This is a genomic window from Microbacterium sp. USHLN186 (assembly GCF_037145155.1).
Taxonomy (GTDB): domain Bacteria; phylum Actinomycetota; class Actinomycetes; order Actinomycetales; family Microbacteriaceae; genus Microbacterium.
Genome location: NZ_JBBCYA010000004.1, coordinates 52,240 through 74,694, shown reverse-complemented (window position 1 = coordinate 74,694; position 22,455 = coordinate 52,240). Strand labels below are relative to the sequence as shown.

General features: G+C 69.4%; 21 protein-coding genes, 1 tRNA gene and 1 pseudogene. 16 read left to right on the top strand and 7 right to left on the bottom strand.

Going from position 1 to position 22,455, the window contains the following annotated elements; genetic code table 11:
* Positions 1-165 precede the first annotated feature (165 nt).
* Genes ileS through ndk form a run of 4 tightly spaced genes read left to right on the top strand, consistent with a single transcriptional unit; the run spans position 166 to position 5,719 of the window.
* Entirely contained in the window at positions 166-3,507 is a 3,342-nt protein-coding gene (gene ileS, locus WFG93_RS09660; RefSeq protein ID WP_336646134.1) for an isoleucine--tRNA ligase, read from the top strand.
* Positions 3,500-4,852: a bifunctional folylpolyglutamate synthase/dihydrofolate synthase gene (locus WFG93_RS09655; RefSeq protein WP_336646133.1), complete on the top strand. Its 1,353-nt coding sequence runs from the start codon at positions 3,500-3,502 to the stop codon at positions 4,850-4,852. The genes ileS and WFG93_RS09655 overlap by 8 nt, the downstream gene beginning before the upstream one ends.
* Complete coding sequence (locus WFG93_RS09650; protein WP_336646132.1) at positions 4,849-5,301, top strand: DUF4233 domain-containing protein; 453 nt, start codon at positions 4,849-4,851, stop codon at positions 5,299-5,301. The genes WFG93_RS09655 and WFG93_RS09650 overlap by 4 nt, the downstream gene beginning before the upstream one ends.
* A gap of 1 nt (position 5,302) precedes the next feature.
* Positions 5,303-5,719 (top strand): nucleoside-diphosphate kinase, encoded by a 417-nt coding sequence (gene ndk / locus WFG93_RS09645; protein ID WP_336646131.1) that lies wholly within the window; start codon positions 5,303-5,305, stop codon positions 5,717-5,719.
* A 180-nt stretch (positions 5,720-5,899) separates the two neighbouring features.
* On the opposite strand, the gene WFG93_RS09640 is transcribed toward ndk, so the two are convergent.
* Positions 5,900-6,511: a vitamin K epoxide reductase family protein gene (locus WFG93_RS09640; RefSeq protein ID WP_336646130.1), complete on the bottom strand. Its 612-nt coding sequence runs from the start codon at positions 6,509-6,511 to the stop codon at positions 5,900-5,902.
* Positions 6,512-6,777: 266 nt separating this feature from the next.
* Between WFG93_RS09640 and WFG93_RS09635 the strand changes: the two genes are divergently transcribed.
* A complete protein-coding gene (locus tag WFG93_RS09635; RefSeq protein WP_336646129.1) occupies positions 6,778-9,273 on the top strand; it encodes an Rne/Rng family ribonuclease in 2,496 nt (831 codons plus the stop codon).
* Here the strand turns inward: WFG93_RS09635 and WFG93_RS09630 are convergent.
* A complete protein-coding gene (locus WFG93_RS09630) occupies positions 9,238-9,504 on the bottom strand; it encodes a DUF4031 domain-containing protein (protein ID WP_336646128.1) in 267 nt (88 codons plus the stop codon). The genes WFG93_RS09635 and WFG93_RS09630 overlap by 36 nt on opposite strands.
* A 214-nt stretch (positions 9,505-9,718) precedes the next feature.
* Between WFG93_RS09630 and rplU the strand changes: the two genes are divergently transcribed.
* The 9 genes from rplU to rsfS all read left to right on the top strand — a co-directional run bounded on the left by rplU (position 9,719) and on the right by rsfS (position 16,248).
* Positions 9,719-10,027, top strand: a complete 309-nt coding sequence (gene rplU / locus WFG93_RS09625) for a 50S ribosomal protein L21 (protein WP_336646127.1) — start codon at positions 9,719-9,721, stop codon at positions 10,025-10,027.
* A 20-nt stretch (positions 10,028-10,047) separates the two neighbouring features.
* On the top strand, positions 10,048-10,305 hold the full coding sequence (rpmA, locus tag WFG93_RS09620; RefSeq protein WP_101186808.1) for a 50S ribosomal protein L27: 258 nt from the start codon (positions 10,048-10,050) through the stop codon (positions 10,303-10,305).
* A gap of 95 nt (positions 10,306-10,400) precedes the next feature.
* Positions 10,401-11,900 carry a GTPase ObgE gene (gene obgE / locus WFG93_RS09615; RefSeq protein ID WP_336646126.1) on the top strand — a complete coding sequence of 500 codons (1,500 nt, stop codon included), beginning with the start codon at positions 10,401-10,403 and terminating at the stop codon, positions 11,898-11,900.
* Positions 11,897-12,727: a glutamate 5-kinase gene (gene proB / locus WFG93_RS09610; RefSeq protein WP_336646125.1), complete on the top strand. Its 831-nt coding sequence runs from the start codon at positions 11,897-11,899 to the stop codon at positions 12,725-12,727. Before obgE ends, proB begins: the two co-directional genes overlap by 4 nt.
* A 57-nt stretch (positions 12,728-12,784) precedes the next feature.
* Positions 12,785-14,065, top strand: a complete 1,281-nt coding sequence (locus WFG93_RS09605; RefSeq protein WP_336646124.1) for a glutamate-5-semialdehyde dehydrogenase — start codon at positions 12,785-12,787, stop codon at positions 14,063-14,065.
* A gap of 49 nt (positions 14,066-14,114) precedes the next feature.
* A complete protein-coding gene (locus WFG93_RS09600) occupies positions 14,115-14,327 on the top strand; it encodes a hypothetical protein (protein WP_336646123.1) in 213 nt (70 codons plus the stop codon).
* A 6-nt stretch (positions 14,328-14,333) separates the two neighbouring features.
* Entirely contained in the window at positions 14,334-14,936 is a 603-nt protein-coding gene (nadD, locus tag WFG93_RS09595; RefSeq protein WP_336646122.1) for a nicotinate-nucleotide adenylyltransferase, read from the top strand.
* Positions 14,933-15,859: a hypothetical protein gene (locus WFG93_RS09590; RefSeq protein ID WP_336646121.1), complete on the top strand. Its 927-nt coding sequence runs from the start codon at positions 14,933-14,935 to the stop codon at positions 15,857-15,859. The genes nadD and WFG93_RS09590 overlap by 4 nt, the downstream gene beginning before the upstream one ends.
* Positions 15,859-16,248 carry a ribosome silencing factor gene (gene rsfS, locus WFG93_RS09585; protein ID WP_336646307.1) on the top strand — a complete coding sequence of 130 codons (390 nt, stop codon included), beginning with the start codon at positions 15,859-15,861 and terminating at the stop codon, positions 16,246-16,248. The genes WFG93_RS09590 and rsfS overlap by 1 nt, the downstream gene beginning before the upstream one ends.
* Before the next feature lie 34 nt (positions 16,249-16,282).
* Here rsfS and WFG93_RS09580 read toward each other — a convergent pair whose 3' ends face one another.
* Complete coding sequence (locus WFG93_RS09580; RefSeq protein ID WP_336646120.1) at positions 16,283-16,483, bottom strand: hypothetical protein; 201 nt, start codon at positions 16,481-16,483, stop codon at positions 16,283-16,285.
* 209 nt (positions 16,484-16,692) lie between these two features.
* On the opposite strand from WFG93_RS09580, the gene WFG93_RS09575 reads away from it, so the two are divergent.
* A tRNA-Ala gene (locus tag WFG93_RS09575) sits at positions 16,693-16,768 on the top strand.
* A gap of 79 nt (positions 16,769-16,847) precedes the next feature.
* Here WFG93_RS09575 and WFG93_RS09570 read toward each other — a convergent pair.
* The 4 genes and pseudogenes from WFG93_RS09570 to WFG93_RS09555 all read right to left on the bottom strand — a co-directional run.
* Positions 16,848-17,339: pseudogene (locus WFG93_RS09570) on the bottom strand (DUF981 family protein); the annotation flags it as partial.
* Between the two features lie 207 nt (positions 17,340-17,546).
* Positions 17,547-18,791, bottom strand: a complete 1,245-nt coding sequence (locus tag WFG93_RS09565; protein ID WP_336646119.1) for a hypothetical protein — start codon at positions 18,789-18,791, stop codon at positions 17,547-17,549.
* Positions 18,792-18,999: 208 nt separating this feature from the next.
* Positions 19,000-19,767, bottom strand: coding sequence for a hypothetical protein (locus WFG93_RS09560; RefSeq protein ID WP_336646118.1), 768 nt, complete (start codon positions 19,765-19,767; stop codon positions 19,000-19,002).
* 159 nt (positions 19,768-19,926) lie between these two features.
* The gene (locus tag WFG93_RS09555; RefSeq protein ID WP_336646306.1) at positions 19,927-21,048 is read right to left on the bottom strand and encodes a calcium:proton antiporter; all 1,122 of its coding nucleotides are present in this window, start codon (positions 21,046-21,048) and stop codon (positions 19,927-19,929) included.
* Positions 21,049-21,240: 192 nt separating this feature from the next.
* Here WFG93_RS09555 and WFG93_RS09550 point away from each other — a divergent pair, with 192 nt between their 5' ends.
* The gene (locus WFG93_RS09550; protein WP_336646117.1) at positions 21,241-22,428 is read left to right on the top strand and encodes a glycoside hydrolase family 3 N-terminal domain-containing protein; all 1,188 of its coding nucleotides are present in this window, start codon (positions 21,241-21,243) and stop codon (positions 22,426-22,428) included.
* Positions 22,429-22,455 lie beyond the last annotated feature (27 nt).

Genomic DNA, 22,455 nt, shown 5'->3' with positions numbered 1-22,455 from the left:
GCTCGAAGGCAGAGGCAAGTAGAACCGAGCGGGGCAGGCCCGTCATCGCCGCAGTGAGAGTGGCTTCGCGAGAAGCACGCAGGGTGGTACCGCGGTCCGTGGAAGCACGGGTCGTCCCTGCAGCAGCATCCGCCAGCCACCCAGCACAGACCACTGCGAGAGACGATGACCTACCCCCAGTCTTCCTTCGGTGCAGCAGCCGACGCCGTCAGCCCGAGCCCGCGCTTCCCAGAGATCGAGCGCGACGTGCTCGAGTTCTGGAAGGCCGACGACACCTTCCGCGCCTCGATCGCACAGCGCGAGGGCGCCGACGAGTGGGTCTTCTACGACGGCCCCCCGTTCGCCAACGGACTGCCGCACTACGGGCACCTGCTCACCGGATACGCCAAGGACCTCTTCCCGCGCTTCCAGACCATGCTGGGCAAGAAGGTCGATCGGGTGTTCGGCTGGGACACGCACGGCCTTCCCGCCGAGCTCGAGGCGATGAAGCAGCTCGGCATCACCGAGAAGAGCCAGATCGAGGAGATGGGCATCGACGTCTTCAACGCGAAGGCGCGCGGCTCGGTGCTCGCCTACACCCGGGAGTGGGAGGACTACGTCACCCGCCAGGCCCGCTGGGTCGACTTCGAGCGCGGGTACAAGACGCTCGACCTCGGCTACATGGAGAGCGTGCTGTGGGCGTTCAAGACCCTCTACGACAAGGGCCTCGCCTACGAGGGCTACCGCGTCCTGCCGTACTGCTGGCGCGATGAGACGCCGCTGAGCGCGCACGAGCTGCGCATGGACGACGACGTCTACCAGGACCGCCAGGATCCCTCGGTCACGGTCACATTCCCGCTGGTCGGCGCGAAGGCCGAGACCCTCGGACTCACCGCAGTGCGCGCCCTGGCCTGGACCACCACGCCGTGGACGCTGCCCACCAACCTCGCCCTCGTCGTCGGACCTGCGATCGAGTACGTCGTTCTGCCGGGCGGGCCGAACGGCGCCGCCGACATCGTGCCCGGCGACGATCCGGCCGAGAGCGACGCGCACCGCTACCTGCTGGCCCGCGACCTGCTCGGCGGGTACGCCAAGGACCTCGGCTACGAGTCCGCTGAGGAGGCGCTCGCCGCCGTCCAGCAGACCCTCCTCGGCAAGGAGCTCGAGGACGTCGCGTACGACCGCCTCTTCGACTACTACGCCGACGCCGAGACGTGGGGCACCGAGAACGCCTGGCGGGTTCTCGTCGACGACTACGTCACCACCACCGACGGCACCGGCATCGTCCATCAGGCGCCGGCGTACGGTGAGGACGACCAGCGGGTGACCAACGCCGCCGGCATCCCCACGATCCTCTCGCTCGACGACGGCGGCCGCTTCCTGCCCTCGGTGACCGACGTCGCCGGTCAGCTGTGGATGGAGGCGAACACTCCGCTCATCCGTCTGCTGCGCGCGGCGGGACGGATGCTGCGCGAGCAGAGCTATGTGCACTCGTACCCGCACTGCTGGCGGTGCCGCAACCCGCTGATCTACAAGGCCGTGTCGAGCTGGTTCATCCGTGTCACCGACATCAAGGACGACCTGCTCGCCAACAACGAGCAGATCACCTGGGTGCCCGAGAACGTCAAGCACGGCCAGTTCGGCAAGTGGCTCGAGGGCGCACGCGACTGGTCGATCAGCCGCAACCGCTATTGGGGTTCGCCCATCCCGATCTGGAAGAGCGACGACCCCGAGTACCCGCGCGTCGACGCGTACGGCTCGCTCGAGGAGCTCGAACGCGACTTCGGTGCTCTGCCGCTGGGTCCCGATGGCGAGATCGACCTGCACCGGCCGTACGTCGACGACCTCACGCGGCCCAACCCCGACGACCCCACCGGCAAGAGCACCATGCGCCGCATCGAGGACGTCTTCGACGTGTGGTTCGACTCGGGCTCCATGCCGTACGCGCAGGTGCACTACCCGTTCGAGAACCAGGAGTGGTTCGACAGCCACTCGCCGGCGGACTTCATCGTGGAGTACATCGGGCAGACCCGCGGCTGGTTCTACGTGATGCACGTGCTCTCGACCGCACTGTTCAACCGTCCGGCGTTCACCGGTGTGAGCTGCCACGGCATCGTGCTGGGCAGCGACGGCTACAAGATGTCGAAGTCGCTGCGCAACTACCCGGACGTCAGCGAGGTGCTCGACCGCGACGGGTCGGATGCCATGCGCTGGTTCCTCATGTCGAGTTCGGTGCTGCGCGGCGGCAACCTCGCCGTCACCGAAGAGGGCATCCGGGCCGGCGTGCGTGAGTTCCTGCTGCCGCTGTGGAACTCGTGGTACTTCTTCGCCACGTACGCGAACGCTTCCGGTGACGACGGGTATGTGGCGACTTGGCGCACCGACTCCACCGACGTGCTGGACCGCTACATCCTGGCCCGACTCGGCGACCTCGTGCGCGATGTGCGCGCCGACCTGGAAGGGCTGGACTCCACCACGGCATCCGCTCGTCTGCGCGACTTCGCCGAGGTGCTGACCAACTGGTACATCCGTCGCTCACGCGACCGCTTCTGGGAGGGCGTCGGCGAAGACCCGCGCACTCGCGAGGCGTTCGACACGCTCTACACGGTGCTCGAGACGCTCACCCGCGTGGCGGCGCCGCTCGTGCCGCTGATCAGCGAGCGCGTGTGGCAGGGCCTGACCGGCGGGCGCAGCGTGCATCTGACGGACTGGCCGGACGCTGATGCGTTCCCCGCCGCCGACGACGTGCGCGACGCGATGGATGCCGTGCGCGAGCTCTCCAGCGTCGGCAACGCGCTGCGCAAGAAGGAGAAGCTGCGCGTGCGCCTGCCGCTCGCCCGGCTCACCGTCGTGTCGCCGCTCGCCGCCGACCTCGCGCAGTTCGAGGGCATCCTCCGCGAGGAGCTCAACGTGAAGTCGGTCGAGCTCGTGCCGCTGGCCGAGACCACGGCATCCGAGTACGGCATCAGCCACCGCCTCAGCGTCAACGCGCGCGCGGCCGGCCCTCGCCTCGGCAAGCAGGTGCAGCACGTCATCAAGGCCGCCAAGGCGGGGATGTGGACCGAGGAGGGCGGCGTGGTGACCGCCGACGGCATCGTGCTGGAGCCGCACGAGTACGACCTCGTGCTCGAGACCTCCGGACGCCCCGAGGGTGAGGCGCTCGCGCTGGTTCCCGGCGGCGGATTCATGCTGCTGGACACTGCGACGACCCCGGAGCTCGAGGCGGAGGGTCTGGCCCGAGACGTCATCCGCGCCGTGCAGGACACGCGCAAGAACGCCGGTTTCGACGTGAGCGACCGGATCCGCCTCGAGGTGCGCTTCGACGACGCCGCCGACGGCGATGCCGTGGCATCCGCCTTCGAGGTGGCGAACGTCGCCGGCGAGACCCTCGCGCTCGAGCACGGGCTGCTGCGGGCGGGCGAGGAGCTGGCCGAGAGCGAGTTCTCCGCCGTCATCGCGAAGGGCACCTACGCGAACCGCGGCGACTTCGCTGTCGCCGTCAGCCGGATCGGAGGAAGCAGTGAGTGACATCCAGCGCGCCGACGTGGTCTACGAGAAGCTGCTCGAACGGGCGGGGGAGCGGTGGGTCCAGCCGCGCAAGGAGCGGGTCGCCCGCATCCTGACCCTGCTCGACGACCCGCAGCGCACCTACCGCGTCGTGCACATCACCGGCACGAACGGCAAGACCTCCACTGCGCGGATGATCGAGAGCCTGCTGCGTGCTCACGGCCTGCGCACCGGCCTGTTCACCAGCCCGCACCTCAAGCGCTTCACCGAGCGGATCATGATCGACGGCGAGCCGATCGCCGACGCGGCGATCGCCGACGCGTGGGACGAGATCGAGCCGTTCATCGGCATCGTCGACGCCGAGCTCGAGGCCGCCGGCGACGCCCCGCTGACGTTCTTCGAGCTGCTGACGGTGCTCGCGTTCGTGGCGGCATCCGATGCGCCGGTCGACGTGCTCGTGCTGGAGGTCGGTATGGGCGGGTCGTGGGACTCGACCAACACGGCGGACGGCGACGTCGCGGTGTTCGCCCCCATCGACATGGATCACGCCGACCGCCTCGGTGACACCATCGAGGCGATCGCGGAGGTCAAAGCGGGGATCATCAAGGACGGCGCGGCGGTCGTCTCCGCCCAGCAGCGCCCCGAGGTCGCCGCGGTGCTGCGCCGGGCCGCCGCCGAGAAGGACGCGAGCATCGCGTTCGAGGGCGAGGAGTTCGGCCTCAGCGCGCAGAAGCTCGCCGTCGGTGGCCAGCTGATCGGCATCCGGGGCCTCGCGGGCGAGTACGCAGACGAGTACCTGCCGCTGTACGGCGCGCATCAGGGTCACAACGCCGCGCTTGCCGTCGCGGCCGTGGAATCGCTCATCGGCGCCGGGTCGCAGCGCGTGGCCGGCGACATCCTCGCCGACGGTCTGCAGCACGCCACCTCGCCCGGGCGCCTGCAGCTGGTCGGCATCGCGCCGACCGTGGTGGTGGACGCCGCGCACAACCCGCACGGCGCCGCGGCGCTCGCCCGCTCTCTAGACGACAGCTTCGACTTCGACGAGTGGGGCCTGGTGCTCGGCGTCTTCGCCGACAAGGACGCTGCGGGCATCGTGGACGAGCTGCTGCCGCAGGTGGCGGAGGTGTTCGCCACCGCTCCGGATTCCGAGCGCGCGGCGGACGCGGATGCCATCGCCGACCTCGTCGAGGAGCGCGGGCGTCGAGCCAGCGTGCACCCCACGCTGGCCGATGCCGTCGACGCGGCGCGGGAGTGGGCCGCATCCGCCGAGCGCCGTGCGGTCGTGATCGCCGGGTCGATCGTGCTCGCCGGCGAGGCGCTGCTGCTCTCGGAGGACGATGACTGGAAGTCCGGGTGGCGCGCATGAGCGCGGGCGGAGGCGGCGGCCGTGCGGGCGACGCCCGTGCGCGAGGTGCCCGTCCGGCGCGCACGGCCCGTCCGGCGCGCACGCTCGCGCAGAAGCTCGGCGCGATCGTGCTGGGCTTCGAGGCGCTCGTCGCACTCCTCGCCGGCATGGTCATCCTCGGCCTGAACGCGCTGCCGGCCGCCATCCCGTCGTGGTGGGGGATCGTGGCGGGCGTCGCCGTCGCGGTCGCGCTCGTTGCGGTCTCGGGTGCGATCACGCGCCCCTGGGCTGTTCCGGCGGGGTGGGCGCTGCAGGGGGTCATCGCGCTCGGCGGGCTGCTCGAGCCGGCGATCGTCTTCGTGGCGCTGATTTTCGGCGGCATGTGGGCGTATGCGACGATCGGTGGGGCCCGCATCGACCGCAAGCAGCCGACGGGCCCGCCGGCAGAACCTCACACAGAGAGCGAATGACATGGCCACTGAAGAAACCCTCGTCCTCGTCAAGCCCGACGGCGTCGCCCGCGGCCTGACCGGGGACATCCTCGCGCGCATCGAGGCGAAGGGCTACGCGCTCGTCGACATCCGCCTCGTCGAGCCAGACCGCGACCGCCTGGCCGCGCACTATGCCGAGCACGAGGGCAAGCCGTTCTACGAGCCGCTGCTGGAGTTCATGATGTCGGGGCCGTCAGTGGCCATCCGTCTCGCCGGCAACCGCGTCATCGAGGGCTTCCGTTCGCTGGCCGGCACCACCGACCCGACGACGGCCGCCCCCGGTACCATCCGCGGTGACTTCGGCCGCGACTGGGGCCTGGCTGTGCAGCAGAACCTCGTGCACGGCTCGGACAGCCCCGAGTCGGCATCCCGCGAGCTCGGCATCTGGTTCGACTGACGCCCGCTCCACCCCCACGAGGGGTCAGAATATGTCGCATCCGCACCCCGCCACCCGACATTTTCTGACCCCTCTTGGCGTGTGGGGCGGCGCGCTCGCCCCGCGCGTGGTGAGGGGGGTCAATAAGTGCGGGATGCGCACCCCCGGATGCGGCATTTTTTGACCCCTCATCGGGGAGGGTCAGAAGATGAGCGCCACGACCTCGCCGAGCAGGTCCAGCCCCGCCAGCTGCGCCATCGCGATGATCGCCGCGTACGCGAGGATCGTCGCCAGCGGCACCCACACCATCAAGCGCCCCGCCCGTTCGCGCGCCCGCGCGGACCGGGTCAGCGCGCCGTTGCGCACGACATGCAGTGCCGTCGCGAAGAACGTCGGAATCGTCACCGCCCAGGTGGCCATGCACCAGGGGCACAGCGTCTGCAGGCTGTAGACGCTCTGCGCGATCAGCCAGCACACGAACACGAACGCCGCCAGCGTCCCCGTCGCGAAGAGCAGCCAGAACCACCGCGGGAAGCGCACCCCGCCGATCACCGCCACACCCATCACCAGCACCGCGATCCACGCGCCCACGCCGATGAGCGGGTTGGGGAAGCCGAACACAGCGCCCTGCCACGAGCCGAGATTCTTGTCGCACTGCAGCATCACGCTGACGTAGCAGCTGCTGGTCTCGCCCGGATGCTGCAGCACGTAGAACTTCTCCAGCGTGAGCTGGAACGCCGCCCACCAGCCCCCGACCGCCGCGATGATGAGCCAAACTCCGTAGCCGACGTGGCGGGCGCGCTGGGTGGTCATGGCGTGATTATCCCAGCGCCGGCTATGCGGCCCGGGTGAATCGCGCCCTGCCGAACAAGGCGGGTGCGGTCGGCGGTCTCGGTAGTGCGATAATGACTGAAGACGACGTCGCGATCCTCGCGACGGAATCGACAAGACTTCGGGGTCCTGTGCCCCAGGCGGTCGTGGCATCGGGCCCGCCGCCAGCCGATTGAGTTCGCGGCCGCTGTTTCGCCGCACGAGTTTCCGCGGTGCACCCCGGTGCCCGCGCAGGGAGTAAGCCAGAGATGGCCGATGAGAACGATGACAACAACACCCAGACCCTCGACGCGACGCCGGCGCCGCCGGTAGCCGAGGAAAGCGCGAGCGAGGCGGATGCCGCGTCGGACGCGTCAGCGCAGCCGGATGCCGTTCCGGCAGAGCTGGTCGAGCCCTCGGATGCCGGTGCGCCCGAGCCTTCTGAGGCCGAGCGGTCGGATGCCGGTGTCGAGGCTCCCGCTGAGCCGATCGAAGCTCCGGCAGAGCCCGGTGAGCCGGCCGAGGCCGCACCCGAGGCTTCCGCCCAGCCGGCCGAGGCCGCACCCGCCGAGCCTGCCGAAGCACCGGAAGCTCCCGCCACCCCGGCCGAGCCCACCCCGGCCGAGCCCGCCCCGGCCGAGCCCACTCCGGTCACCGCGGTCTCCCTGGGCCTGCTGCCAGAGGTGTTCGTGTCGAAGGTGTCGACGCAGCTGCACTTCTACGCGCCGGAGATCGTGCCGCTGCCCGCTCAGCAGTCCCGCCGCGATGACGACGAGGACGGGGACGACGAGCGCGGCAGCGCGTTCCGCCGCGGACGCGGCCGCCGCCGTGACGGCGACGACACCCGGGAAGAGCCGCGTCAGCGTCAGCGCCAGGTCGAGTACATCACGGAGCCGAAGGCGATCAAGGGCTCCACTCGCCTCGAGGCGAAGAAGCAGCGGCGCCGTGACGGCCGTGACGCCGGTCGCCGGCGTCCGGTGGTCACCGAGGCCGAGTTCCTCGCCCGCCGCGAGTCGGTCGACCGGATGATGGTCGTGCGGGCGAAGAACGGCCGCACGCAGATCGGCGTGCTCGAGGACGACGTGCTCGTCGAGCACTACGTCGCACGCAACCAGGACGCCTCGCTGATCGGCAACGTCTACCTGGGGCGCGTGCAGAACGTGCTGCCCAGCATGGAGGCCGCCTTCGTCGACATCGGTCGCGGCCGCAACGCCGTGCTGTACTCCGGCGAGGTCGACTGGGACGGCGTCGAGACCGGCAACCAGCCGCGCCGCATCGAGCTCGCGCTCAAGGCCGGCGATCGTGTGCTCGTGCAGGTCACCAAGGACCCGGTCGGGCACAAGGGCGCCCGCCTCACCAGCCAGATCTCCCTGCCGGGGCGCTACCTCGTGTACGTGCCGGGCGGGTCGATGAACGGCATCTCGCGCAAGCTCCCCGACAACGAGCGCGCGCGGCTCAAGCGCATCCTCAAGGAGGTGCTGCCGGAGTCCTCCGGCGTCATCGTGCGCACTGCCGCTGAGGGCGCGACCGAGGAGCAGCTCACCCGCGACGTGCAGCGGCTCACCTCGCAGTGGGAGCACATCCAGAAGCAGGTGCAGAGCCAGCAGGCTCCGGCGCTGCTGCACGCGGAACCCGATCTGCTGGTCAAAATCGTGCGCGACGTCTTCAACGAGGACTTCACGCGCATGATGATCCAGGGCGACGACGCCCAGCAGACCATCCGCGCTTACCTCGAGAGCGTCGCCCCCGACCTCCTCGAGCGCGTCGAGGCGTACACCGACGAGGTCGACCCGTTCGACGCGTACCGCATCACCGAGCAGATCGAGAAGGCCCTCGACCGCAAGGTGTGGCTGCCCTCCGGCGGGTCACTGGTCATCGACCGCACCGAGGCGATGACCGTCGTCGACGTCAACACCGGAAAGTTCGTCGGCTCGGGTGGCAACCTCGAAGAGACCGTCACCAAGAACAACCTCGAGGCGGCCGAGGAGATCGTGCGTCAGCTGCGACTGCGCGACATCGGCGGCATCATCGTCGTGGACTTCATCGACATGGTGCTCGAGTCGAACCGCGACCTCGTGCTGCGCCGCCTGGTCGAGTGCCTCAGCCGCGACCGCACGAAGCACCAGGTCGCCGAGGTCACCTCGCTGGGTCTCGTGCAGATGACCCGCAAGAAGCTCGGCCTGGGCCTGCTCGAGACGTTCAGCGAGGCCTGCGACGTCTGCGCGGGCCGCGGCGTGATCGTGCACCACGACCCGGTCGTCAAGCACCGCGGTGGCAGCTCCAACGGCAACGGACAGGGACGCCGCTCGCGCGGCGGTTCGTCCTCGCCCTCCTCGCAGCAGACCGCGGCCCCGGCGCAGCCCGCCGCCAACGGCGTCACGCACAGCATCACCGAGGGGGCGAAGTCGGCTCTCGCCGCGATCGCCGCGTCCACCATCGTGCCGACGGGGGAGACCCCGCAGGCGGAGCAGCCGCAGAGCGAGGCGCCGACGGCATCCGCTGCGCCCGAACGGCCCAAGAAGTCGCGCAAGAAGCGCGGGGAGCGAAAGGGTCCGCGCAGCGAGGCCGAGCAGCTGCTCGACTCGGTGCTCGACGCTCTGCCCGAGCCGAAGGCGCCCGGTCAGGGGCGCAATCGCCGTCGGGTGACCACGGCGATGCTCACCCCGAACGCGGGTGGTGCACCGGACGTGCAGCCCGGCGCGAGTGCGAGTGCGGGGGCGGATGCCGGCTCAGCGCCGGTCTCGGGCCCGGACGCGCAGTCCTGAGCGGATGAGCCGGCGGGTGAGCTCCTTGCCGCCCACCGGCACCGCTCCGGCGGCGATCAGCCGCGGTACGCTCTGTGCCGGCACGTCGTAGTGATCGCGGTCGAACGCCCGCGATGCCACGCCGTGCGCCGCGGCGAATGCGTGCAGCTCGTCGAGATCGCTGTCGCTGACCAGGTGAGCCCAGAGCCGGCCGTGGGCCGGCCAGATGGGGTCGTCGACGAGAACGGTCATGCCGCGATCATAGGACGCCGACATGCGACATCCCGTTTTTGCGGCATCGGCCTGGATCGGGTAAAGTTGTCCTTTGGTGCGAGACCCCTGACGGCTTTTCCCGGTCGCAGGAGATCTCTTGCGTCAGCACCCGTCGCCGCGGGCGATGTACGCAAGCAACAGTCTTCCCGTGAGATTCCCGGAGCGATGCGCTCCCCAACGAAACAGGTATGAAGTGGTTTACGCAGTAGTGCGCGCCGGTGGACGGCAGGAGAAGGTCGAGGTCGGCACGATCGTTCAGCTCGACCGTGTTCAGGCTGCTCAGGGCGAGAAGATCGAGCTTCCCGCCGTGCTTCTCGTCGACGGCTCCACGGTGACCACCGACGCCGACAAGCTGGCGAAGGTCACGGTCACGGCTGAGGTTCTCGGCGACCTCCGCGGGCCGAAGATCATCATCCAGAAGTACAAGAACAAGACCGGCTACAAGAAGCGCCAGGGCCACCGTCAGGAGCTCACGCGCGTCAAGATCACCGGCATCAACTAAGCACGGAAGAGGCTCAGGACATGGCACACAAGAAGGGCGCGAGCTCGACCCGCAACGGTCGTGACTCCAACGCACAGCGACTCGGAGTGAAGCGCTTCGGCGGTCAGGCCGTGAACGCCGGCGAGATCCTCGTCCGTCAGCGCGGCACGCATTTCCACCCCGGCGCGGGCGTCGGCCGTGGCGGCGACGACACGCTGTTCGCCCTCGAGGCGGGCGCGGTCGAGTTCGGCACCAAGGGCGGCCGGAAGGTCGTCAACATCGTCGCAGCCGCTCAGTAAGAGCAGCAGACTTCCTGGACGGGGCGGGCTTCGGCTCGCCCCGTCCTGGTATCACCGCCCTTCGTCGGGCTCAGGGACCCAGTTCAAGGAGTGGCATGGTCACGTTCGTCGACACCGTCACACTGCACCTTCGCGCGGGCAAGGGCGGCAATGGCTGCGTCTCGGTGCGCCGCGAGAAGTTCAAGCCGCTCGGCGGCCCCGACGGAGGTAAGGGCGGTGACGGCGGCGACATCATCCTCGTCGCCGACCCTCAGGTGACGACGCTGCTGTCGTACCACCACTCTCCGCACCGCACCGGCGGCAACGGCGGCTTCGGCATGGGCGACCACCGCTCCGGCTACGACGGCGAGTCCCTCGAGCTGCCCGTGCCTGTCGGCACGGTGGTGAAGAGCATCGACGGCGACGTGCTGCACGACATGATCATCCCCGGCGAGAAGTACGTGGTCGCCGAGGGCGGACGCGGCGGGCTCGGCAACGCGGCGCTCGCCTCGCCCAAGCGCAAGGCGCCCGGATTCGCCCTCCTCGGCACGCCCGGCCAGGAGTGCTCGGTCGTGCTCGAGCTGAAGACCGTCGCCGACGTGGCCCTCGTGGGCTACCCCTCGGCCGGCAAGTCCAGCCTGATCGCCGCGCTGTCGGCGGCCCGCCCGAAGATCGCGGACTACCCGTTCACGACCTTGCACCCGAACCTCGGCGTCGTGCAGGCCGGCGACAGCCGCTACACCGTCGCCGATGTGCCGGGACTCATCGAGGGCGCGAGCGAGGGCCGTGGTCTGGGCTTGGAGTTCCTTCGCCACGTCGAGCGCTGCAGTGCACTGCTGCACGTGCTCGACTGCGCGACCCTCGAGCCCGGCCGTGACCCGGTGTCGGATCTCGACGTGATCCTCGCCGAGCTCGCCGCCTACGAGGTGCCCGAGGGGCAGACGCCGCTGCTCGAGCGCCCGCAGCTCGTGGCGCTGAACAAGGTCGACGTGCCAGAGGCGCGCGACCTCGCGGAGATGGTGCGTCCGGACCTCGAGGCCCGGGGCTTCCGCGTCTTCGAGATCTCCACGGTCTCGCGCGAGGGTCTGCGTCCGCTGAGCTTCGCGCTGGCCGAGCTCGTCGACCGGCACCGGGCCGAGCTCGCCGTCGAGGCGCCGCGCGAGCGCGTGGTGATCCGTCCGAAGGGCGCCCAGCAGGAGTTCACCATCCGCGTCGAGGGCGGCACCTACGGCAACATCTACCGCGTACTCGGCGACAAGCCGGTGCGGTGGGTGCAGCAGACCGATTTCCAGAACGAGGAGGCCGTCGGCTACCTCGGCGATCGCCTCGAGCGACTCGGTGTGGAGGATGCCCTGTTCAAGGCGGGTGCGGTTCCCGGTGCCACCGTGATGATCGGCACCGGCGACAACAGCGTGGTCTTCGACTGGGAGCCCTCGATCGCCTCCACCGCCGAGCTGATGAGCTCGCCGCGCGGCACCGACATCCGCATCGGCGGCTCGAACCGTCGCACCACGGCGGAGCGTCGTGAGCAGTACCACGAGATGATGGATGCCAGGGCTGCCGCCCGCGCCGAGCTCGAGGAGAAGCGTCTCGCGTCCCGCGAGGGTGAGGAATGACCGCGCGCACACGCGCGGAGCTCGCCACTGCGAGCCGCATCGTGGTGAAGGTGGGCTCCTCGTCCATCAGCGGGGAGGCCTCCTGGCGCATCCCGATGATCGTGCAGGCGCTGGCATCCGCGCATCGCCGCGGAGCTGAGATCATCCTCGTCTCTTCGGGGGCGATCGCCACCGGCATCCCGTACCTCGCGCTCGACTCGCGCCCCACCGACCTGGCGACGCAGCAGGCGGCGGCCGCCGTGGGCCAGAACGTGCTCGTGTTCCGCTACCAGGAGGCGCTGCGTCCCTTCGGGATCGTCGCCGGCCAGGTGCTGCTCACCACGGGCGATCTCGAGAACGCCACCTCGCGCTCGAACGCCCGCCGCGCGATGGACCGCCTGCTGTCGCTGCGCATCCTCCCCATCGTCAACGAGAACGACACCGTCGCCACGCAGGAGATCCGCTTCGGCGACAACGACCGGCTGGCGGCCCTGGTCGCGCAGTTGGTGCACGCCGATGCGCTGGTGCTGCTCAGCGACGTCGAGTCGCTGTACACCCGACCGCCGACCGACCCACGCGCTGTCGCGATCGCGGAGATCCCGGCCGACTCCGACCTCAGCGGCCTGGAGTTCGGCGCATCGGTGGTCAACAGCGTCGGTACCGGGGGAGCGGCGACGAAGGTGTCGGCGGCGCGCATGGCCGCCGCGTCCGGCATCGGCGTGCTCGTGACCAGTGCCGACCTCGTCGGCAAGGCGCTGGAGGGGGCGGCCATCGGCACCTGGTTCGAGCCGACCGTGCTGCAGCCCGTGCAGGACATTCCCGCCCACGAGTCGGCCGTCTCGGCCTGACGCGCTGCCGTCGTCACGACCGGCGGCGACGCGCGCGGCCGTCGATACACTGACCGCATGAGCAATTCGCCCCTCGTCGACGGCGCCACGACCGACACCGCGCAGGATCGCCTGGTGCGCGCCAAGGACGCCTCTCGTTCGATCGCCCGCCTCACCAGCGCCCAGAAGGCGCGCCTGCTCGAGGCGATCGCCGCGGCGATCGAGGGCGGCGCCGCACGCATCGTCGAAGCCAACGCGCGTGACATCGAACGCGGTCGCCAGGACGGCATCGGCGACGCGCTGATCGACCGGCTGCGACTGGACGATGCGCGCGTGGCGTCGCTGGCATCCGCCGTGCGCGATGTCGCGCTGCTTCCTGACCCGATCGGGCAGGTGGTGGGCGGGCACCGGATGCCGAACGGCGTCGCCCTCGAGCAGGTGCGGGTGCCCTTCGGTGTGGTCGGGGCCATCTACGAGGCCCGGCCCAACGTCACCGTCGACATCGCGGCGCTCGCGCTGCGCGCGGGCAACGCGGTGGTGCTGCGCGGTGGCAGCGCTGCCCGGGAGTCCAACACGGTTCTCGTGCAGATCATGCGCGACGCGCTGGAGAGCCTGGGGCACGACCCCGAGGCGATCCAGACGGTCGATGACTTCGGCCGAGACGGCGCGAAGGCGATGATGCACGCGCGCGGCCTCATCGACGTGCTGGTTCCGCGCGGCAGCGCATCCCTGATCGAGACGGTCGTGACCGAATCGACCGTGCCGGTGATCGAGACCGGCGCCGGCGTGGTGCACATCGTGATCGACGAGTCCGCGCCGATGGACTGGGCGCGCGACATCGTCGTGAACGCGAAGGTGCAGCGTCCCAGCGTCTGCAACGCCGTGGAGACCCTGCTCGTGCACCGTCAGGCAGCACCGCAGCTGATCCCGGTGATCGCCAGCGCGCTGCTCAGCGAGGGTGTCGCCATCCATGGTGACGACATGGTGGCGGGCTTGGTGGCCATGACGATCCCTGCGACCGAGGAGGACTGGAAGACCGAGTACCTCGGTCTGGAGATCGCGATCAAGGTGGTGGACGATCTCGACGAGGCGCTCGCGCACATCCGCCGGTACAGCACCGGTCACACCGAGGCGATCATCACCACGGATGCCCGCAATGCCGAGCGCTTCCTGGCCGAGGTGGACTCGGCCGTGGTGATGGTCAACGCGTCGACCCGGTTCACCGACGGCGCCGAGTTCGGCTTCGGCGCGGAGGTGGGCATCTCCACCCAGAAGCTGCACGCGCGCGGGCCGATGGGTCTGGGCGAGCTGACCAGCACGAAATGGCTGGCGCGGGGGTCGGGTCAGACACGCGACTGAGGACTAGAATGGACAGGCGTTTGCTTGTCAGGTCACGAACGGAGTCACGATGAACCTCGTCGCACAGATTGCGATGGCCGCCGCCGAGACGGAGCACCACGGCAACGTGGCTGCTGAAACCTTCATCTTCGGTGTCATCGCCGCGATCGTCTTCACCGTGATGGCCGTCGTGACATTGTCGTTCCGCCACGTCGCGAACCGTCACTCGGCCAAGGCCGAGGCGTACGCGCTCAAGCACGGCAGGGACGGCCACGGCCACTAGGACCGCATGCACGACACGACCGCTCGGGCACCGCGCATCGGCGTGATGGGTGGCACTTTCGACCCCATTCACAACGGTCACCTGGTGGCTGCGAGCGAGGTTGCGCACTCCTTCGATCTCGATGAGGTCGTGTTCGTGCCGACCGGGCAGCCCTGGCAGAAGCAGCACGTCTCGCCGAGCGAGCACCGCTACCTGATGACGGTCATCGCCACGGCATCCAACCCCGACTTCACCGTCAGCCGCGTGGACATCGACCGCGAGGGTCCCACCTACACGATCGACACGCTGCGCGATCTGAAGGCGCGACGCCCCGATGCGGAGCTGTTCTTCATCACCGGCGCGGATGCCGTGGCGCAGATTCTCAGCTGGAGGAACCATGATGAACTGTGGGATCTCGCCCACTTCGTCGCAGTATCCCGGCCGGGGCACGTGCTGAGCACCGACGGTCTGCCCACCGACGGCGTGAGTCAACTCGAGGTTCCGGCGCTGTCGATCTCATCCACCGCTTGCCGGGAGCGCGTCGCCGACGGGCAGCCGGTCTGGTATCTCGTTCCCGACGGCGTGGTCCAGTACATCGCGAAGCACCATCTGTATCGGAGCAAGGCATGAGCACAGAACAGGACGGACAGGCCCGGCTCACGCGCAAGCAGCTGCGTGAGCTCCGCCTGACGGGCTCGACGCCGGTCATCGGCGATGTCGAGCAGAGGGATGCGGTCGTCGAACCGGATGCCGCGCCGCAGGATCCGGTGATCCAGCCGCAGCCCGAGGAGCACGCCCCGCCGATCGGAGCGGGCGCACCGCTGACCCGTCGCGCCGCCCGCGCCCTCGAGCGCCAGGCGGAATCCGCGCCGGAGGCTGCGGAGCAGCGTGACGCTGAGCCGGAGACCGTCGAGCCCGAGATCGTAGAGCCGGAGATCGTCGAGCCGGAGGCCGTCGAGCGCGATTCCGGCGAGTCGGCTGTCGCCGAGCCCGAGGTCGTCTCGGCTGTTCCCGACTTCCCGACGAGCGACGACTCCGCCGAGCACGAGGAGCGCCCCATGGTAGGCGCGGCCTTCGGCATCGGCGTGAAGCGCGCACCGCACGGCCAGCACCCGGCACCGGCCGCGTTCGACGACCTGCTCGAGACCGGATCCAGCGGCTCCCACAAGACCGCCAGCACCCTCATCTTCACGCCCTCGCCTGGCGCCGGCTCGCTCTCGGGCCCGGTCGCATCCACCGGCGAGCTGCTGATCACCGGCACTTACGCGCTGCCCGAGGGCATGGGGTCGCAGGGGCACGCACTCGGCACGACCGACGGCCGTGACGTGGATGCGGTGCTCATCGACGGCGAACTCGCCCCGGCCTCGTCGCCCACGCCGATCGCTGCGAGCTCGGCGATCAGCACCTCCAAGCCCGCCGGTGAGGTCATCCGACCCCCGGTTCCCGACAAGAGCAGCAAGCTCACCCTCACTTTGGCGATCGTCGCGGGCGGCCTGGCCCTCGCGCTGGCCACCGCCCTGGTCATCGCCTTCACCTCAGGAGTCCTCAGTTGATGCAAGCCCCCGAATCCGCTGTCGAGATGCTACAGATCGCCGCGCGGGCGGCGGACTCGAAGGGCGGCGAGGACCTGATCGCCCTCAACGTCTCCGAGCCGCTGCCGCTGGTCGACATCTTCCTGCTCGTCACCGGCAACAGCGAGCGCAATGTCGCCGCGATCGCCGACGAGATCGAGGACAAGCTGCTCGAGGCGGGGCACAAGCGCGTGCGCCGGGAGGGTCGCGCCGAGTCGCGCTGGGTGCTGCTGGACTTCGGCGACCTCGTCGTGCACGTGTTCCACGCTGAGGAGCGCGTCTACTACAGCCTCGAGCGGCTGTGGAAGGACTGCCCGGTCATCCCGCTCGAGGTCACCGCCGGTACGGCTGCGGACACCGCGGGGGAGTAGTCCTCAGCCGGACCGCCCCCGCGGCGCACCGGTATCAGCCGGCCGTCTCCTCGCCGCCCAGGGCCTGATCCTCGTCAGCGCCGCTGGCGAGCCGGTCGGCGTCGATGCTCTCGATGAGGTCGGGGTCGGCGTCCGGGTCGAGTGCGGGCTCTCCGTCCACCTCGCGCAGCGCGGCGTCACCCTCGACCTCGGCATCGGGGTCCTCGGGCAGGTAGTTGAAGGTGGGGTTGGACATGATCGCTCCTCTCTGGCAGTCCGGCGCGTCGGTGGGTCGTCGAGCCGGATGCCAGCACCGTACCGCCGGTGCGATCGAGCGCGCAGCGGGTTGACCCGCGTTGCCCCCACGGCTAGCCATGCTCGACACACCCGGCTGGCTCCGGTGATTTGGTGCTCGCCCACAGCCTCGTAGTATGCTGATCAGGTTGCCGAGTTCGGCAGCAAGATGGGCCTGTGGCGCAGCTGGTAGCGCACCTGCATGGCATGCAGGGGGTCAGGGGTTCGAGTCCCCTCAGGTCCACCACACTGAGAATCCCCGGAGTCCCGTGGGTTCTTCTTGGTTCCAAGCGCATCCGATCGCCGCGCACCTTCGCCATCCGATGTCACCCCATCGTGTTGATGATCAACCCGATGTGCGTGAAGAAGTTGAGGGCCCCGAACAGGAAGAACCCGAGTCCGGGCAGTCCGATGCAGATGCCCACGATCCACTGCCACACGGTGCGATCGGCTCCGGTGCGGAACCCGCGCAGCGCGAGCGGGAACAGCACGGCGCCCACTCCGGCCAGGCCGAACATGCCCGACATGAAGATCGCCTCCACCCACGGCCACTGCGCGAAGGCGCCGCTGATCGGCTCCTCGGGCGGGGCGGCGAACAGTTGGAAGACGAGACCGGCGAACGCGATGGCCCCGAGAGCGAGACCCAGCCCGACGATCACCACGTTCAGGGGCGCGAGGACGGAGGCGAGCTCGGCGCCCCGATCCTCGGTCTCGGGGACGTTGCGACGTCGCCAGAGCAGGATCGCGCTGCCGAGCAGCAGGATGCCGAAGCCGAGGCTGGGCTCGCCGAAGATGATGTTGTCGAAGGGGAAGTACTTCGCGAACGGCCACCAGCGCTGCTTTCGCGATCTCGCTCATTCCGGTTCTTCCAGCTCACACGGCTTCTGCTCCGGAACACCCGGCTGTGCCAGCATGCGCGTGCAGCGGCCCGCTGCATAGAGGGTTGAGGAACGCCCCCGACCTGGCTATCGGCGAATCCTGTCGAGCTGTCGAATCCATCCAGATCGCTGGCCACGGAGTGAGCTCTAGAAATCGGACATGCAGCCTTCGAGCCCGTCCCGGCCCTGCTCGAACGCGCCCACCCGGTCAAGGGCGTCTCCGTGGTCGCGGGAACTGCCCCAAGGCGTGGCGTCCGCCAGGTCGGTGAGCGCGTAGGAGAGGTCCTCCGTATAGCCGTCTTCCCACGCGAGGGTGCCGTCCTTCGCGGCACCGTACAGAGCGACTGCGGCGAGGCAGTCGGCTTGGAGCTCGCGCGCTTCAGTGTCGTCAGCGATCCGGTCTCGGATCGCATGCCCCCACTCGTGCCCGACGATGAGATACACGTCGATGTCCGAAACCGAGTAGAACTGTCGAAGCAGGTCCGCACCGAACCACAGGGAGTCGTCCTTCGGGCAGAAGAACGCGTTGTTGGCATCCGGGGGACCCTCACAGATCGAAGGACTCTGTGCGGCGGTGTACATTCCCCCCACATACGGTGCCGTGTACGGCCCATCTGAGGGGAACAGCTCGTCGAAGTGGACGCGCCAGAATTCACTCACCACGGCGACCGCCTCATGGATCACGCCTGCCACCTCTTCGTCGCTCGCGGGATTGATCGGCACGGATCCGCTCGTCTCGACATCGATGTTCGTATCACCCTTCGGCGCAGGGTTCGGCGAGGACGGTGACGGTGCGGGGCTCGGCGACTCGGGTGCTTCGTCTGCGGCGGCGGGTGCACCGCATTCACCGAGGAATTCCAGATAGCACGTCGCTTGATGCGTGACTGCCGGTCGATGGTCGTTGTTCGACACCGTCCGGGTGCCATATTCCGGAGTCGACTGAAGGTGGCCGAAATTGCCCACCACGCCGACCTTCGCGCCTTCCTCGCCGACCTCCTGCATGCGATGGATCTCAGTGAGATATGCGGAGCACAAGCCAGTCGACGCTTCCGCAAGCAGATCGCGGTCCAGGCACTGCGCCTCGTACTCGGCAATCATCTTGTCCGTGCACTCGCTCCAATCCTGTCCCTCCGCGCACGGACTCACACCGTCATCCGTGACGATGCGCTTGCCGGTCGCATAGTCCTCAGAGTGGAACGTCTCGGGGTGCTCGGGAACGTCGACCGCTGTCCAGTGGCGGGCTGTCTTGTGCGTGACGACGAAGGCACCTGCCAGCAGCACGATCACCGTGCCCGCGATCAGCGCGACCTTCCACGGACTGAGCGAGCGGCGCGAATGTCGTTCGTCGATCAGGCCGCCACCGTCGTCGTACCACCCAGCCGGAGTACCCATCTCCAACCCCCAAGGTCAAGCGCTGCTCACTCGAGTAAAGTGCGCCGCCGGCGTCCCCAGAACGACCGGCGAAGATCAGCGCCTCTTCGCGCCATCTCGCGTCCATTCTGATGCAGCAAGGGCCGGGTGGGAAGAGGCGCATGATCTTCGTCGCGCAGCGGCCCCGCGATCACTCGCGGGGCCGCTGCTTCGCGTGCAGCCCGAATGCTCAGCCGGCCAGCGCCGCGCACTGCCCGGTGGCGTGTCCGGCGATGCTGTTGCCGTATCCGAACGCCCCGGGGACGAGCCCGTTGCAGACCAGGTTGCGACCGATCTCGTTGCGCACCACGAAGACGTCGTTCAGCCCGGTTCCGGCCTGGTCGTCGAGCCCGGTCATCGTGATGTCGGTGAGCACCACGTTGCCGGCGATGCGATTCCACATCACCCCGATCCACTCCTCGGTGATTCCCCGCACCGTGAGGTTGCCGGCGATCATGTTGTTCTTGATCGACCAGGGGATGTCGGATCCGCCACCCGTCACGCTGACGTTGCGGCCGACGGTCACTCCGTTCAGGAACAGCCCCACCGCGCGATCCGCGTTGATGTTGCCGTGCACCGTGATGTCCGACCGACCGGTTTCGTCGAGCATGCAGGGATGTCCGGAATTGCCCGGCTGGCCCGGCTGGCAGCCGAGGCCGAGCATCGACCCGGCTCTGCTGGTGACGTTCTGACGGACGACGAGAGTCGACGGCGCGCTCTGCGCGTCGAACACGGCGCCCTGCTGCACTACGAGGTTGCCGGTCACGGTGATCTCCGCACCGGCGCCGACGTCGCAGGCTCCGGCGATGATCAGCTGCGAGTAGGTGCCCGACGGAACGCTCCCACCCGTGCACGTGTACACCTGCGCTCGCGGAGGGGCAGCGCTCGCGGCGCTCGCCCCCGACATGAGGGCGCCTGCGAGGAGGATCGCCCCCAACGCCTTGAAGCCAGTCTTCATCTCGTCGTTCCTTTCGACCGCTCGATCTGCGACCGCTCGAGCCACTCCGCCCGGCCGGCGCAGGGACGTCACCATCGGCATCCAGCGCACATCGTACGCGCGGCCCGAGACATCGGACACGGGGATGAGCCCCCTCTCGCGCGGCGCCTTCACGGGGGATCAGACGAACACGACGACCCCGTAGAGCAGGAACAGCACCAGATGCGCAGCGCCGTGCAGCGGGTTCACACGATGTCCGGCGAAGGTCACCGCGGTGAGCAGCAGGGTGAGCGCGAGCAGCACCAGGTTCGCCGGGCTCTCGGCCAGCACGACCGTCTGGCCGGTGAGCAGTCCGATGGTCAGCACGGCGGGGATCGTGAGACCGGCGGTCGACACGAGCGCGCCGTGACACAGATTGCTGACCCGCTGCATCTCGCCGCCGAGAGCCGCGCGCACGGTGGTGATGGTCTCGGGCAGGAACACGATCATCGCGATGAGGATGCCGGAGAGCGCGACCGGCGCGCCGAGGCGGCCGAGGCCCTCGTCGAGCAGCGTCGCCATGTCGTGCGAGAGCAGCACGATGGGCAGCGCGAGCGCGACGAGCAGCAGCGTGCGGGCGATGAGCTCGGATCGGTGCGCGACCAGCACACGGACGACCGACGAGGAAGGCGTCGCGTCGCCAGCATCTGGAACTGCGTCCACCTCCTGGAAATCCGCCTTGCGTGCACCCAGCTGCCGGAAGAGGAAGAACCCGTACAGCAGCACGACGAGCACGATCACGGCGATCGCCACCGCCGGCGGATAGGCGCCGCCCGCGCCTAGGAGCGCCGGGATCGCGAACGCGACGGCGAGCAGCACGACGAGCACGCCGAGGTAGCCGACCACGCCGGTGCGGTTCGCACGCCGATCCGGATGCCGGATTCCGCCGACCACCAGCGCGATGCCGATGACGAGGTTGAGGATGATCATCGACACGGCCATCACCGAGTCCCGCGCGATGGTGGCGTGCTCGCCCGGGCCGAGCATGACGGCGGAGATGAGGATCACCTCGATCGCCGCGATCGACAGGGTCAGCACGAGTGTGCCGTACGGGTCGCCCAGCCGCTTCGCGAGGTGCTCGGCTTCGGTGACGACACCGAACGCGCAGACGACGATGACCGCGACGATCGCGGCGAGGACCAGCCACAGCACGGGCGTCGGCAGATGCCCGTCGAGGAGAGGAGCGAGTGCGAGCAGGGCGGCGAAGAATCCCCAGCCGAGCACGAGGCGGAGAACGGCGGTGCGCGTCAGGACCGAGCGCATGAGCACCGAGCGCAGCAGGACGGAGCGCAGGATGACAGAGCGGGACACGGTGCGAGCCGAATCTGCGGGGCCGTCCCCACTTGTGATCTCTCCGTCGGGTCGTCCCGGCGGTCGCGTGAGCACCAGGTTAGCAAGCCGGACAGCGTCCGCCCGCACAGCTGACAGTCGGGGTCGGGGAGTAGCGTCGACGCCATGCGTGCTCGAGCGATCCGCGGCGCCATGGCGGCTGCCCTGGCGATGCTTCTGCTCGCCGGTTGCGCGCCCGGCACCACCGCCGCGTCACCCGCCGGAACCCCCGCGGCGGCACCCCGACACAGCGCGACCAGCACGCCCACACCGACCCCGACGCCACCACCGGATCCGGCGGTGGACGCCGTCGCGCGGATGAGCGTGACCGAGCAGGCGGCCAGCGTGGTGATGGGTCACATCTCCGGCACGGATCCCGCGACCCTGCGCGCGTACATGCAGTCCGCGCCCCAGGGCGCACGCCTGGGCGGATTCATCCTGATGGGTGGCAACATCGGCGCCGACGCCGCGCAGGTCCGAGCGGTCAGCGACGCGCTCACCCTCGATCCGGCGCTGCCGCCGCTGATCGCGATCGACGAGGAGGGCGGCATCGTCCGGCGTCTGCCGTGGGACACCCTGCCCGGCGGGCGCGGTCTGCAGGCCGACGACCCGGCGCAGACCGAGCAGGTGTTCGCGCAGCGCGCTGCGCTCATCGCCGAGACCGGCGCCGACGTGAACTTCGGGATCATCGCCGACGTGCCGTCCGACGCCTCCTCGTTCATCGCCCCGCGCGCGCTGGGCACCGACCCGGACTCGGCGTCGTCCCGCGTGACGGCAGCCGTCGACGGTGAGGACGGGGTCGTGCTGTCCACGCTGAAGCACTTCCCCGGGCACGGCGCCGCTCCCGGCGACTCCCATCACGGCATCCCCTCGACGCCCATGACGCTCGAGCAGTGGCGAGCGGACGCGGCCCGGCCGTTCATCGCGGGCATCGATGCCGGGGCGGAGCTGCTCATGTTCGGGCATCTGGCGTACACGGCCGTCGATCCGGCGCCCGCGTCGCTGTCGACGCGCTGGCACGAGATCGCACGCGACGACCTGGGCTTCGACGGCGTGATGATCACCGACGACCTGGGCATGCTGACGTCCTCCGGCATCGCGCAGTATCGCGATCCCGTCGCGAACGCGGTGACGGCCCTGCAGGCGGGAAACGACATGGTGCTCATGGTCGCAGGCTCCACCGCCGAGACCGCATCGCAGATGGTGACCGGGATCGTCAGCGCCGTCGGCGACGGTCGGCTGAGCGCTGAGCGGCTGCGGGATGCCGCCGAGCACGTCATGCGGCTGCGGATGCAGGTGGCGGGCCAGCGCTAGCGCGCACCGCACCGCACCATCACCAGC